Raw genomic sequence first — 14458 nt, forward strand, 5'->3', positions numbered from 1 at the left:
GATAGTTTGCCTCTATCAGGTTTCGTTCGCGTTACGGTGGGCTGAGTCAGTTGTCTGTCGCGTAGGCCAGCAGTACGGTCGCGGGTTCGTCGCCGCACACCGACCACCGGTTTCGGATGGCACCGGGGTGGGCAAGGGCGTCGCCCGCTGACAGCTCCCACTCACCGTGGCCGAAGAGCTCGACGCGGATCGTTCCCGACACCACGTACACGGTCAGCTCCCCGTCTGATTCGAACCACTCACCGACGGCGGCCTCGGCGGGAAAGCGGTACTCCTGCACGACGGCACGGGTCGCTGCGCCCGACGAGAGGATGCGACTGGTGGCCGCCGTCCCTGACTCGTCGACCGCGACATGCCCGCCGTCATTGGCGCGCGTAACGAGGATCTGCGCCGGCTCCGGGATCGCCGGCAGCAGATTCGAGGGAGAGATGCCCAGAACCTTGGCGAGGCGGAACAGCGTGACGACCGAGGGCAGCGCCTGTCCGCTCTCGATCTGGCTGAGGAATGGCTGGCTGATCTGAGCGTCGGCGGCGAGTGCGCGCATCGAGAGGTTGCGCTCCTGGCGCGCCGTGCGGATCTCGCGCCCGAGCGATACGCCGATCAGCGCGTCTTCTCCGGTGGTGTCGGTGACCATCGTCGTCACTCTCCGTTCTGGGTGCCGGATTGCGCGAGCCGCCACACGCGCTGCCGGCTGAAGGGCTGCTCGAAACCGCGCGTGCCGAGCGCGCGGGCGATGGCATTGCCGATCGCGGGGGCGACCGGGTTGTAGGGCGACTCGCTCATCGATTTCGCACCGAACGGGCCGATCGCATCAGCGGTGTCGGCGAAGTAGACCTCGGTGTCGGGCACATCGGCGAACTGCGGCACCCGATACTGACGGAAGACCGGGTTGATCACCGTGCCCTCCTCGACGAGAACCTCTTCGTAGAGTGCACTGCCGATGCCCTGGGCGACACCCCCCTCGATCTGTCCGCGGCACTGGGCGGGGTTCATGACGAAGCCCGCATCGGCGGACTGGATCGACTGCAGGATCCGCACGCTCCCCGTCTCGGGGTCGACGGCGACCCGCACCGCCTGGACGTTGAACGCGACCGATCGCAGCGCTCCGTACTCACTACCGTCGCCGAACAGGCCGTCCGCGTCGCGCTCGTCGGGCGAGGCGGCGGCGACGAGCTCGCCGAAACCGATCACACGGTCCGGTGTGGATACGCCCTCGGGCGTGAGCTCGCATTCGCCGGGCGTGGATCCCACGAGGCCGGCGGCCGTGCGCAGCATCCGATCCTTCAGCGCGATGCAGGCGGCGTAGAGCGACTTGCCGGTCACGGTGATGCCGGTCGAGGCGAAGGCGCCGGTGTCGTACTCGGCGGCATCCGTGTCGGCGTGGCGCAGGTCGAGGCGGTCGAATCCCACGCCGAACGCGGTCGCACCGATCTGGCGCAGCACGGTGGTCGTACCGTTGCCGAACTCCGCCGTCCCCGCCCGCAGCGCATAGGTACCGTCCGGGCGCAGCACGGCGCGGGTCAGACCCACGTGTCCGAACGGGGCGATGGTCGCGATCATCGACAGGGCCATGCCCTCACCGGTGAGCCAGCCGTCGGGGGCGGTGACACCGTTGCCGCGGCGCAGCGCGGACTCGGCGAGATCGAGGCACTGATCGAGGCCGTAGCTGCCGACCACGAGGTCTGGTTCGTGAGGGTGGTCCGTCTCCTCGCGGGGGTGCGGCGAATCATCCTCGCGGATCACGTTGCGTCGGCGCAGCTCGAACGGGTCGATGTCGAGCTGCTGGGCCAGCATGTCCATCGCCGACTCGACGCCGAGGATCACCTGGCCGAGGCCGTAGCCGCGGAAGGCGCCCGAGGGCGGGTTGTTCGTGTAGACGACCTCGCCGCCGATGGCGCGGACCGGGGCGCGGTAGACGGCGGTGGATTCGGCGAGGGCGTGGAAGAGCACCCCGCGTGAGTGGTTGCCGTAGGCCCCGGTGTCGCTGAGCGCATCGACCTTCATGGCGGTGAGGACACCGTCCACATCGGCGCCGAGGGTGACCGACACGCGCATCGGATGCCGCACGGCGGCGCGCACGAACTGATCGCTGCGGGTGAATTCATACGCCACGGGGCGACCGGTGCGAAGGACCGCGAGTGTCACGAGATCCTCGGTGAAGATCTCCTGCTTCCCCCCGAATCCTCCGCCCACCCGCGCGGCGTACACGCGGACCTTCTCGCGGGGCAGGTCGAAGACCCGGGCGATCTCGTCGCGGGTGAGGAAGGGGACCTGCGTGCTGGAGCGGATGACGAGTCTTCCGTCGTCATCGAGCCAGCCGACCGCGCCGTGGGTCTCGAGCTGTGCGTGGGTCACGCGTGCCGTCTGCCAGGTGCCTGACACCGTGGTCGCGCTGGCCGCGAGAGCCGCGTCGATGTCGCCGCCGAGGCGCTCCGTCACCGTCAGCAGGCGGTTGTGGGCGGCGTCGTCGACACGGTCGGCGGGGGTCCGGTCGGGGTGGATGAGAGGAGCGCCCGGAGTACGGGCATCGTCGGGGTCGAAGACGGCGGGCAGGGTCTCATACGCCACATCGATCAGTCGCACGGCGGCATCCGCGGCTTCAGCGCTCTCTGCGACGACGGCGGCGACGCGCTGCCCGATGAAGCGGACCGTGTCATCGAGCACGCGGGTGTCGTCGGGATCGTCGGTGCGATGCTCGTGTCGCGCCGTCGAGAAGCGGAGCGCGGGGGCGTCCTCATGTGTAAGCACCGCGATGACGCCGGGATGGGCAAGGGCCTTTGACGTGTCGATCGAAACGATGCGGGCGTGGGCATGGGGCGAGGCGACGACGCGCAGGATCAGCGCGCCAGCGACCGGTTCGTCGAAGGTGTACGGCTCGAGGCCCTGGACGACCTTGCGTGCGGGGGCCGGGCTGACCGACGCACCGACGCCGACATCCGTCGCCGGTTTCGCACCTGCCTCCCGCACCGGTCCCATCACGCTCTCGCGGATCGCCTCGCGGATCGGGCGGTAGCCGGTGCAGCGGCAGATGTTGCCCTTCATCTTCTTGTCGAGATCGGGCAGGTCACTCTCGCAGAGGGTGGATGCCGTGACGCTCATCCCCGGGGTGCAGAAGCCGCACTGGAAGCCGAAGTTCTCGACCAGCGCTTCCTGCACCGGGTGCAGCTCTCCCTCGGGGGCGAGGCCGGCGGCGGTGGTGACGATCGCGCCGTCGACCCGCTGAGCGGGGATGAGGCACGAGTGCACCGGGTCGCCGTTCAGGAGCACCGTGCACGCCCCGCAATCGCCCGCGTCGCAGCCCTTCTTGACCTCGGTATGGCCGCGCTCACGCAGGTAGGTGCGCAGGCTCTGTCCCGCCCGCGGCTCACCTTCGACGGGCAGGTCGTTGACGGTGGTCTTCATCGGGCGCCCTCCAGGTCGGCGCGGCAGCGTTCGGCGAGCACGACACTGACGCCCTGACGCCAGTCCGCCTCGCCGAGAGGGTCGGAATAGAAGTCGGATGCTCCCGCGACATCCGCGGCCAAGACATCGGCCTTCGGGATGCCCGCGTACCGCAGGACGTGCGGCGTGAGGGTCGCGGCGGTCGCGACGAACGTCGTCGAATCGTCCTCGTCCTGGCGGGCGCTTACGACGACGCCCGAGCGGCCGAGCTCTGCGAGGGCGACCTTGTGGATCACGGCACGGGACCGCAGCGCGTGGGCGGGGATGTCGATCGCCCGCATCACCTCACCCGGGGCGAGTGTGTTCGTGCCTTGTCCGGTGACGAACTGTGCGATCGGCTCGCGCCGCTCGCCCCCGTCGGGAGTCCAGATGACCCCGATGCCGTCGAGGGTCGCGGTGAGCGAGACCATGGATGCCGCGGTGAACGACCGGCAGATGTTGCCGCCCACCGTCGCCGTGTTCCAGATCTTGAACGAGGCGAGGAGGGCGTTCGCGGCATCCGGGATCACGGCTGCCGCGGTCCAGACGCTCGGCACGGGGACCTCGGTCTCACCGCGCGACCACGCGACCAGGGTTGCGATCGTGCAGGTGGCCGAGATGCGAAGGCCCTCGTCCGACACCTCGAGGTCCGGCCAGTCGAGACCCATGAGGTCGACGAACCCGGTGGTGTCGGGCTGCGGCTCGCTCATCAGCCACGTGCCCCCGGCCATCACCACCTCACCCGGAGAGAGGGAGAGATCGGCGCGGGATGTCGCGCGGCGGAACGATGTCACGGACGTGATGTCCACTGATCCTCCCTGGCATCTATCGGTGATAGGTCAGATCAAAGTTTCTCAGGAGCGCATTTCGCCGGTGTTACCGGTTCGCGGTGGCGCGGGGTGGTCTCCGACGATGCCTACAGCTCCAGCTCGACGGCGGTCTCGAGGGCCGCCTCGATGGAGTTCATCCAGCCGTCCTTGAGGCGCTGCTTGTTGTCGTCGTAGAGCGAGGCGCCGTCGACGAGATTGCTGGAGCATGCACACACCATCCCCGCACGAAGGCCGCGCAGGCGCGCGACGATGTACATCGCGGATGCCTCCATCTCGACGTTCAGGATGCCCATCTCATTGAGCTTCGCGATCCACTCCGGCGTCTCGGCGTAGAAGGCGTCGTCGCTCACGCTGATGCCCGTGTAGCTCTTCGTCCCCGCCCGCGCCGCGAGCTTCTCGGACTGACGGCTGAGCGACAGCGTCAGAGCGAGGTCGGGCACGGCGGGGAAGCCCTTGGGCAGGTAGGCATCCGTCGTGCCGTCGTTGCGGAAGCTGCCTTCGCTCACGAGCAGATCGCCCGGCTCGATCCCGGGCTGGAGCCCTGCGGAGCTGCCGACGCGGATGAAGGAGGTGACCCCGACGCGGGCGAGTTCTTCGACGGCGATCGCGGTGGAGGGGCACCCCATGCCGGTGGAGGTCGCGGTGATGTGGCGGCCCTTGTACCAGCCGGTCATCGTGCGGTGTTCGCGGTTGTGCGCGACCTCCTTCACGTCGGTGAGAAACTCCGCCACGAACGGCACACGGAAAGGATCGCCGGGCAACAGCGCGACGCTCGAGACCTCGCCGGGCGCGATGCCGATGTGGTACTGCCGGGCATTCGCGCCGGCCTGGGACTTGTCGACGACGGACATGGTGACCTCCTGTGGGTGCTGTGACGAAGTGCTTCGTCGCAGTCCCCGCCCTGGCTGTTCGAGAAGTGGCCATGGTTGTTAGGACGCGCGGTGCGGGCAGGCTAGCACGGGCCGGGATTGCGCCGCGTCTATTCGACGCCGCTGACCTCTCACGAGAAGACGCTGAACGGACCACTGAGGAAATCGGACACCTCGTAGAGCCAGATCAGCGCGGCGGTGATGTCGACCCCCAGCAGTGCGACGAGCGTAGCGACGAGCCACTTGGTGGTCACACTGAGAGAAGCGGCCCCGGCAAGGTGAGCTGCCGTGTGAGAGGTCGCCGGGGTGACCACTGCAGCTCCGGATGCGGCAAGGGCGACCGGTGCTGACACGTGCGCGCTGGCCTGAAGGTATGCGGCGGCGGCGCCGAGGCCGCCGAGGACAGCGGGCAGCAGTGCGAGTGGCAGGAGATTTGCCACGCGCTGCGCCTCCGCAGCTGCCGCCGTGCAGTCTTCGCAATCCGCGAGGTGCGCGCGCACCCGGGCCTGGTCGCGGGATGCGAGCGTATGTCGACTGAAGCCGCCGAGGTGGTTCAGCACCCAGGCGCACTCCGCGCTGTGCGGGCGCGACTGTACATGGTGCGCCACCCAGGCATCGCGAAGCCCTGCGCGGGCGCGGAAGGCCAGTTGGCTGACCGCGTTCGCAGAGAGCCCGAGGATCGGCGCCGCATCTCGCGGCGTGAGTCCGTCGACTTCGGTCAGCCAGAGGACCTCCTGCCAGCGTTCGGGCAGTGACTCGAACGCGCGCAGGATGACGGCGCGGTCGAACTTCTCCACAGCGTCGGTCTCTGCTGCTGGCGTCGAGGGCGCGGTTCCGGAACTCTCCTCTAGTTGGGTCGGATCGTGCCTGGCGCGTTGGCGGGCCAGGTCTGCGGCGCGGTTCCGGATGGTTGCCATCAGGTAGGGGCGGAAATGTGTCGAGGGTCCGCGACCGCGCCGGAGCGAATCCAGTATGCGCAGGTACGCGTCGTGGACGACGTCCTCCGCGTCGCCCTGTGGGGTGAGGGCGCGGGCGGTCGCTCGAGCAGCGTCAATGTGACGCCGCCAGAGCGCATCGAAGGCGGCCATCTCTCCGCCGCGAACGGCCGCGATCAGCTCTCGGTCGGAGTCACCGTCGAATGCGCGGCGCGACGATGTGCGTTGCCCCCGCCGTGTATCCACACACCAACGCTAGTCCTACGCCAAGGAGCCTATTGAATAGTCCTATTGTGGGGCGAGGCTTGTCGTCGGCGAGAGTCGTGTCCTCGGGCTTGACAACGCCGGAGCGGTTCAGAACACACATCAGGAGTGTTCAACCGGGCAGCGCAACCCCGTCACGCGGTGTTTACCCGGGATGAGAAACATGGCGCATCGAGTAGACACACCGAAACCAGCGAGAAGAGGAACGACACATGCCCGAGGACGTTCGCGAACAGACTCTCGACACGGGTGAGACCGCCTACGTCACGTCGCTGCGGGGAGGTGGGGTTCTCCGCCATCCGCTCCTCAACAAGGGGTCCGCTTTCACCGCCGAAGAGCGGAGCGCGCTGGGACTGAGCGGGCTGCTTCCAGACCTTGTCTCGACCGACATGGAGCAGCAACTTTCGCAGGCGTATGCGCACTACTCCGGCGCGGGCAGCGATCTCGACAAGCACGTGTATATGTGGGACCTCCATGACACCAACGTGACGCTCTTCTACGCGCTCATTCAGCGCCACCTGCTGGAGATGCTCCCCGTCGTCTACGACCCGACGGTCGGCGAGGCGATCGAGAAATTCAGCGAGATCATGCGACGCCCCCGCGGTGTGTATCTGAGTATCGACCACGCGGGCACAGTGGAGGAGCGGCTGACGTCCTACCGGGATGCCGGTGAAGATATCGACCTCATCGTCGCATCCGATGCGGAGGAGATCCTCGGGATCGGCGACTGGGCGGCCAACGGCATTGACATCTCCATCGGAAAGCTTGCCGTCTATACGGCCGCGGCTGGGGTGAACCCCCACCGTGTGATCCCCGTGGTGCTGGATGTCGGCACCAATAACGAGAAGCTCCTCAACGACCCTGCCTATATCGGCGTTCGACACTCGCGCGTGCGTGGCGAGCAATACGACGCATTCATCGACGAGTACGTGACCGCCGCCAAGAGGCTCTTTCCTCAAGCGCTCTTGCACTGGGAGGACTTCGGATCGACTACCGCGCGCGTCATCCTCGACCGCTACCGCGACGAGGTGCCCACTTTCAACGATGACATGCAGGGCACCGGGGCGATCGCGCTCGCGGGCCTGATCAACGCCGTCACTGCGAGCGGAACTCGGTGGGCCGACCACAAGGTCGTCGTGCTTGGCGCCGGGACCGCCGGATGCGGCATCGCCGACCAGATCGCAGCGCGGATGCAGCTCGACGGTGCCACCGAAGAGCAGGCGCGACAGAACATCCATCTGGTTGACCTTCCTGGCCTTCTCACCGATGACATGGTCGACGGCCTGCTCGACTATCAGAAGCCGTACGCCCAGCCCGCTGCTGCGAGCGCGGCCTGGGAGCGGACACCGGTGCAGACGGATGTCGCGGCTTCGCTGCGTTGGCCGGCGATGGGTGCGCTTCGCGAGGGCGTTCGTGAGAAGGGCATGATTTCGCTTGCCGCGGTAGTAGAGAACGTGAAGCCGAGCATCCTCATCGGCACCTCCACGACGCCCGGGATGTTCACCGAAGAGATCGTGAGGACGATGGCCGCCGCCCATGCTCACCCGATCCTGTTTCCGCTGTCGAACCCGACGCCTCTCGCCGAGGCGACGCCGGCGCAGATCCTCGGTTGGTCGAACGGTGCGGCGCTCGTCGCCACAGGTTCGCCGTTCGACGACGTCGAACTCGGTGGTGTCACGCACAAGATCGGTCAGGCCAACAACGCTGCGCTGTACCCGGGCCTCGGCTTTGGCGCGATCGTGTCCCGCGCCACGAAGGTCACTGACGAAATGATCTACGCGGCCGCCGAAGCTGTAGCAAGTCAAGCCGAGATGACCGAGCCCGGGGACGCGCTCCTCCCCTCCAACGCGCGGCTCCGTGAGACCTCGGCGCTCGTTGCCGTTCAGGTGGCCAAGACCGCCGTAGCGCAGGGGGTCAATGGCGTCGAACTTTCCGACCCCGTGCAGGCCGTTCACGAGGCGGCGTGGTGGCCCGAGTACCGAGCCGTCGTCGCCGGCTGATCGGTTTTCTCTCCCCACACAACAACTCACCTCGAACGCAACGCACACGATACGAAACGCAAGGAGTTACCAGTGAGTGACCAGACCACAGCCGACGCCCCGAAGATCCTCGACCTCCCGATCGGGATCGACGCCACCGGCGAGCGCAAAGAGTTCGACAGCCTCGGCGATGTGATGGTGCCCGCCGATCACTACTGGGGCGCGCAGACCCAGCGCAGCCTCGAACACTTCAACATCGGCAACGACCGGATGCCGAAAGAGGTCTACCACGCGTACGGCTACGTCAAGAAGGCGGCCGCGATCGTCAACACCAAGGCTGGCCGCCTGCCGACGTGGAAGGGCGCGCTCATCGAGCAGGTCGCCGACGAAGCGATCTCGGGCAAGCTCGACTCGGAGTTTCCGCTCTACGTGTGGCAGACGGGGTCGGGCACGCAGTCGAACATGAACGTCAACGAGGTCATCTCGAACCGCTGCATTCAGCTGGTGGGTGGCACGCTCGGTGCGCAGGAGCCGATCCATCCGAACGACCACGTGAACATGGGGCAGTCGAGCAACGACACCTTTCCCACCGCCATGCACATCGCGGCATACAAGATGGCGACCGAGAAGACCCTGCCCGCGCTGCGACGCCTGCGCGACGCGCTGGAGCAGAAGGCGCGCAGGTGGGACGCGATCGTGAAGATCGGTCGCACCCACCTCGAGGACGCCACCCCGCTGACGGTCGGCCAGGAATGGTCAGGCTACGCGGCGGCGGTCGCCGATGCCATCGACGAGCTCGAGCACGCGACCAAGCTCCTGCTCAAGGTCGCGATGGGTGGCACCGCCGTCGGCACCGGCCTGAACGCACCCCTGGGCTTCGGTGATGACGTCGCCAAAGTGATCTCTGATCTCACCGGTTACCCCTTCGAGACCGCGCCGAACAAGTTCGCGGCACAGGGCACCCTCGACCGCATCGTCCGCGCGCACGCTGGTCTGAAGACGGCCGCCGTGACGCTCTTCAAGATCGCCAACGACATGCGCTGGCTCGGCTCGGGACCTCGTACGGGCCTCATGGAGCTGACCTTTCCCGCCAATGAGCCGGGCTCGTCGATCATGCCGGGCAAGGTCAATCCGACGCAGGCCGAGGCGATGCTCATGGTGTGCATCGACATCATGAGCGCGGATGTCGCGGTGCAGGCCGGCGGCGCGGAGGGAAACTTCGAACTCAACGCCTTCCGACCGGTATTGATCGCGCACTACCTGCACTCGGCGCTCATCATGGGTGACATGTGCGACCACTTCCGCGAGTTTATGATCGAGGGCGCCGAGCTCAACGAGATCAAGCTCAAAGAGAACATCGACAACTCCCTGATGATGGTCACGGCGCTCTCTCCCGTGATCGGATACGACAACGCGGCGCACATCGCCGAGTTCGCGCAGGCGCAGGGTCTGACGCTGAAGAAGGCGGCGCTGGAGAGGGGAGTGTCTGAGGAGCTGTACGACAAGGTCGTGATCCCACTCAACATGACGCACCCGGGCTCGGCCGACATCCCCGCCGCAGCATCGGCCGACGCGAGCGCGCCCGCGAAGTAGACATGAGCGACAAACAGCCGACAGGAGAACAGGCCCTTCGCAGCCAGGTCGGGCTCTCGGCCTTCAAGGCCGACTGGACGAGCCCCGCGCATCGCGCGCGGCGACTGGTTGCGGAGTTCTTCGGGGTCTTCGGGCTCACATTCATCCTGTCGGGGGGTGCTGCCGTCCTCACCGGATACGGGGACGACGGCAGCACCCCGCCCGCGTACATCGTCGTGCTGATCCTGTCGCTTGTCTCGGCGCTGTGGCTTGTGGCGGCGATCTACTTCCTCGGTGATATCTCAGCCCACTTCAATCCGGCGATGACCCTCGCCTTCGCGCTCCGCGGCGACATGGGGTGGGTCATGGCGGTCGTGTACTGGCTCGTGCAGTTCGCCGCGGCCACGCTCGGAACGCTCGTCGCGATGTGGCTTTTCGGGGATGCCGGCGGATTGGCCTCGGTGAAGCCGCAGCCCGGCATGGAGATCCAGGCGGTGGTGGTCGAGGCCATCCTGGTGTTCTTGATGGTGCTGATGGTGCTCGGAATGGCCAACGGGCCGAAGCTCAATGGTCAATATGTACCGCTCGCTGTAGGGGCCTACATCCTCGCGTTCGGCACAATGGCCGGAGCCTTCGATGGCGCGGCAATGAACCCCGCTCGCGCATTCGGTCCGAACCTCATCGCGGGGGCGATGGACACGTACTGGGTGTACCTCGTCGGCGCCGTCCTCGGCGCGATTGCCGCCGTCGGTGCGGCCCGGTTCCTGCGTGGTCGCGCGAAAGCTCAGGAGGCTTCGGCCGCGATGGGAAACCCCACCGCGGGCTAAAAGCGACGCGTAACAGCGCGATCCCTTACGGCATCTAACGCATAAGTTGTGCTGTCTACGCTCGACCTTGTTCGCCCGAAAGACGGGCGCGCTAGGAGGGGCGAGTGGCTACAACGGCACGAACGGCGACGCTCGCGCTCATCGACTCCATGATTGCGGCAGGGCACAATGGTGGGATGCCTACACGCGTGGAGTATCCCGAGGGGATGCCCGGGCATGCCGCTGCAGCGCACCACGCGCTGAGCGCCGTCACACGTCTGACGGCCCTGCGGTATCTCGCGATGCATCCCGACAGCACTCGCGCCGAGGTGCGCGAAGGCTCGGATCTGACCGAGCGTTCGGTGCGGAACGTTCTCGAGGATCTCGAGCACCTCGGCTACATCGTGGCTGATTTTCCCCCTGGCCAGCGTCGGGGGAGGAACGTCCGGTATCGCGTCAACCGCGATCAGCTGGCGCGCGATCTCATGATCCTGTGGTCCTGGACAATGGGCGTGTGACCACCCTCGCTGCGCCGTCGGTCGGCATCGTGCTGGCCGCCGGCGCCGGGACGCGGTACGGCATGCCGAAAGCACTCGCGCGGATGCCGGACGGCACCCCCTGGCTGGAGCTTGTGTGCGTAGCGCTGTGGGAGGGCGGATGTGACGAGGTCATCGTCGTGCTCGGGGCACGGGCAGAGGAAGCGGCGCGCGTCGTTCCCGATGGTGCGCGCTCAGTGGTGGCGACCGCATGGCAGAGCGGGCTCTCAGCCTCGACGCGCGCGGGTCTCGACGCAGCCGGCGATGCCGATGCGCAAGCGGCGATCGTTGTGCCGGTCGATGTTCCGGGCATGCCCTCCGCAGTCGTCACGCGCGTGCGCGCGTCCATAGGCGGTGCCGACGCTCTCGCGCGGGCCGTGTACGACGGCAGCCCCGGGCATCCGGTACTGCTGGGACGTCATCACTGGCGGCCTCTGGGCCGCCGACTAGCGGGTGATTCGGGGGCGCGGCGCTACCTCGAAGCCGAAGGCGCTCAGCTGATCGAGTGTGGCGACCTCTGGGACGGGCACGACGTCGATACGCGCTGAGCGGCCTCTACCCGAGACCGACCTATGCCCGGCGCCGACGTCGGAGAGTGACCAGAAGTACACCCAGGACCAGTGTGGCGGCCGCACTGATGGGGAGAGCCCACGACGGCGTCGCTCCGGTCTCCGCGAGGTCCGAGTTGTTCGACGCGCTCGCTGCAGCTGAATCGGACGATGACGATGAGGTTTCGGTCACCGTGGCAGGCCGGGGCCCGTCGGGCGAGACGTAGAGGATGTAGCCCTCCGCCGTGACCGTGAAGTACAGCACCGAGGTGACCGTCTCGCCCGTCGGGGATGTGCCCGACACGGTGAGCGTGTGATTTCCCTCGGGGAGAGAATCAGGCATGGTGGCCTCCGTCACGAACTGCTCAGAAGTGTCCACCGTCCCGCTGGCGATCGTGATCGGATCAGACTCGACCACGGCGGTCCAATCAGTCCCGGGTTCCAACCCCACTCCACCGATGTAGGCGGTGGATCCCTTGAGGGGCGACGTCATCTCGAACATCGGGAAGATTCCGACGCCGGCGTCAACTCTCCGCGGTCCGTTGTGGGCTTTTACCTCTTGGATGGTTCCCGACTCACGGACGCGGATCTCTGCCGTGTCTGACACTGTCGCGTTGGACGTTGTCGTCGTCAGCGTCACGAGGTAGTAGGGCGGCCTATGGGCTGACTGAGAAAGGTAGAGGTCTACGGCCTCCGAGACGGTGAAGGCCCCATCTGCGCCGACTGTGCCGGACGTGTAGAAGATAGTGACGAAGTCGCTCATGGTCACTCGGAGCTCCCACGCCGTGCCCGGTCGGAGGCCAGCGCCTGAGCCGGTGATCGGCACGGTTGCCGCCGAGGTTCCGACCACGCCGTCAATACTGAGCGTGGCCGACGGCGTGATGTCGGTAATCGTCCCGGACTCGCTCACGGTGAACGTGAACAGCCCGACCGCATCGGTGACCCCCGTCGCCTGCTGAACCCGGTACGTGTATGTACCGGCGCTGACGCCCGCGGAGGGGATCAGGGGAGCGCTGACGTTACCACTCGGAAGTGCAAAGGACTCAATCCAGGTCCCGGTGCCCGTCGAGGACTCGATGCTCACACTGCCGGATGAACTCACCGTGTCTGTCGGGGTGATCCAGACCGTCGATCCCACCGCAGAATCTCCCACCCCGAAGGACAGGGCGTATTCGTAGCTGGCAATGACAATCCACTGCGCGTAGAGGGTGACGTCGCTCGTGACAGTCAGCGACGAGCCCGGCGCGTAGGCCGTCCCAGAGCCGTCCGCGGACGTGTTCCACCCGTTGAATTGGTAGTGATCCATTGTGAGCGCGCCGCCGTTGGCGACCTCGACCACAGTGTTCTCTTCGTACGACCCCGCATCGGGCACAGTGCCCTCGCCACCGTTCGCGTCGTACGTCACGGAGTGAAACGGAAGGTACGCAATTTCCAACCGATTGCCATCGGTGTGGCTCGAGGCACTGATGTTGTAGCTGCCGCCGGTGGTGAATGAGATCGTGGCGGGTTCGTTACCCTCCCCACCGCCAGTGAGCCGCGGAAGGTCGGATGCCGTCTGAGCGCGGGTGTGGAGCTGAATCTCCCCTCCCCCAAGCCAGGCGTTGTTGGTGTGACCGGAACCGACAGCGGGTGCACTCGCACCTCCGACCGCTGTGAGTGAGCCGTGGGACATGGTGAGGTTCGGGCCAGCGCCACCGGTCCCGCCGGGCAGAAACCCCCACCAGTCTTCTCCGAAGGCTGCGCCCCCGCCGATGCCTGGTGCGCTGTCACCGCCTGTCGCGACCACAGTGCCGCCGGTGATTGTGACGTTGCCCCCGTCACCTGCTGAACCCGTCGTACACCACTGCGCGCCGCCTCCGATACCGGGCCCGCCATCTTCGCCACTCGCGGTAAGCGTCCCGCCAGACACGATGACGTCGCCGCCAAAGCCTCCGTGAGACTCGCAAGCGTCGTCGGCCGGGACGTCCCAGGCTCTCCCGCCGCCGACGCCCGCAGAGCCCCTGCCGCCAACTGCGGTCACGGAGCCTCCCGTAACCACCAGTGTGCCGCCGCGGCCGCCGTAGCTTTGGCCATCGCCTCCGCCGATGCCTGCGGCACTATCACTCGTCGCGGTCACACTTCCGCCATTGACGGTGACGTGTGCGCCGGGCCCTGCGGTGCCAGCCGCACCACCGATTCCGGCGCCACCCGATGTTCCGGTGGCGGTGATGGTTCCGGCGTTGATGACGATCGTGCCGGGATCGCCGGTATCGCGACCCCCGCCGATTCCGGCGCTCATCTTGCCGCCAGTCGCGTGCAGCTCGCCATTTCCGGCGCTGTCGTCGATGGTGAGGCTCGCACTCCCGGTGACCTCAATGCCCGGGAAAGCATGGTCGTTGTCGTCTGGTCCTGGAATCGAGATATCCAGGCGGTGTCCGTTGAGATCAAGGGTCACGCCGCTGCTGCTGGTGACGAGATTCTCACCATTCTCGTTGGAGATGTCACTCGTCAGCACAATGCTGCCGCCGCTTGAGAAAGCCGCGCGCAGATCGCTCCAGTTCCCCACCTCGCGGCTTTCGCTACCTTCCGTCTCCGCGGCGACTGCAGCAGGGCTGAGGGCGAGCATCGCCACGACCAGCAGGCAGCTCAACAGGATGGCGAGAGGAGAGCGAAACGTTCGAGCGACCATTGCGTCGGCCTTTCACGGTGAGACTTTAGAG

11 protein-coding genes are annotated in these 14458 nt (G+C 66.8%); 5 read left to right on the forward strand and 6 right to left on the reverse strand.

Annotated elements, in window-relative coordinates; all coding sequences use genetic code 11:
- Nucleotides 1–46: 46 nt before the first annotated feature.
- The 5 genes from ABD206_RS11455 to ABD206_RS11475 all read right to left on the reverse strand — a co-directional run bounded on the left by ABD206_RS11455 (nucleotide 47) and on the right by ABD206_RS11475 (nucleotide 6300).
- Nucleotides 47–634, reverse strand: coding sequence for a helix-turn-helix domain-containing protein (locus tag ABD206_RS11455; protein ID WP_344072646.1), 588 nt, complete (start codon nucleotides 632–634; stop codon nucleotides 47–49).
- 5 nt (nucleotides 635–639) lie between these two features.
- Nucleotides 640–3402, reverse strand: a complete 2763-nt coding sequence (locus tag ABD206_RS11460) for a molybdopterin-dependent oxidoreductase (RefSeq protein ID WP_344072648.1) — start codon at nucleotides 3400–3402, stop codon at nucleotides 640–642.
- On the reverse strand, nucleotides 3399–4229 hold the full coding sequence (locus ABD206_RS11465; RefSeq protein WP_344072650.1) for an FAD binding domain-containing protein: 831 nt from the start codon (nucleotides 4227–4229) through the stop codon (nucleotides 3399–3401). The genes ABD206_RS11460 and ABD206_RS11465 overlap by 4 nt, the downstream gene beginning before the upstream one ends.
- A gap of 107 nt (nucleotides 4230–4336) precedes the next feature.
- Nucleotides 4337–5101: a nucleoside phosphorylase gene (locus ABD206_RS11470; RefSeq protein WP_344072652.1), complete on the reverse strand. Its 765-nt coding sequence runs from the start codon at nucleotides 5099–5101 to the stop codon at nucleotides 4337–4339.
- A 149-nt stretch (nucleotides 5102–5250) separates the two neighbouring features.
- Nucleotides 5251–6300, reverse strand: coding sequence for a sigma-70 family RNA polymerase sigma factor (locus ABD206_RS11475; protein ID WP_344072654.1), 1050 nt, complete (start codon nucleotides 6298–6300; stop codon nucleotides 5251–5253).
- Nucleotides 6301–6530: 230 nt separating this feature from the next.
- Between ABD206_RS11475 and ABD206_RS11480 the strand changes: the two genes are divergently transcribed.
- From ABD206_RS11480 to ABD206_RS11500, 5 genes are all read left to right on the forward strand, one after another.
- Nucleotides 6531–8318, forward strand: a complete 1788-nt coding sequence (locus tag ABD206_RS11480; protein WP_344072656.1) for an NAD-dependent malic enzyme — start codon at nucleotides 6531–6533, stop codon at nucleotides 8316–8318.
- A gap of 72 nt (nucleotides 8319–8390) precedes the next feature.
- Entirely contained in the window at nucleotides 8391–9890 is a 1500-nt protein-coding gene (locus tag ABD206_RS11485) for a class II fumarate hydratase (protein WP_425561195.1), read from the forward strand.
- A gap of 2 nt (nucleotides 9891–9892) precedes the next feature.
- The gene (locus ABD206_RS11490) at nucleotides 9893–10696 is read left to right on the forward strand and encodes an MIP/aquaporin family protein (RefSeq protein ID WP_344072658.1); all 804 of its coding nucleotides are present in this window, start codon (nucleotides 9893–9895) and stop codon (nucleotides 10694–10696) included.
- Between the two features lie 176 nt (nucleotides 10697–10872).
- A complete protein-coding gene (locus ABD206_RS11495) occupies nucleotides 10873–11193 on the forward strand; it encodes a helix-turn-helix transcriptional regulator (protein ID WP_344072660.1) in 321 nt (106 codons plus the stop codon).
- Nucleotides 11190–11759 carry a nucleotidyltransferase family protein gene (locus ABD206_RS11500; protein ID WP_344072662.1) on the forward strand — a complete coding sequence of 190 codons (570 nt, stop codon included), beginning with the start codon at nucleotides 11190–11192 and terminating at the stop codon, nucleotides 11757–11759. Before ABD206_RS11495 ends, ABD206_RS11500 begins: the two co-directional genes overlap by 4 nt.
- 22 nt (nucleotides 11760–11781) lie before the next feature.
- On the opposite strand, the gene ABD206_RS11505 is transcribed toward ABD206_RS11500, so the two are convergent.
- On the reverse strand, nucleotides 11782–14427 hold the full coding sequence (locus ABD206_RS11505; RefSeq protein ID WP_344072664.1) for an InlB B-repeat-containing protein: 2646 nt from the start codon (nucleotides 14425–14427) through the stop codon (nucleotides 11782–11784).
- Nucleotides 14428–14458: the final 31 nt, after the last annotated feature.

The organism is Microbacterium sediminicola, assembly GCF_039531125.1.
Taxonomy (GTDB): domain Bacteria; phylum Actinomycetota; class Actinomycetes; order Actinomycetales; family Microbacteriaceae; genus Microbacterium; species Microbacterium sediminicola.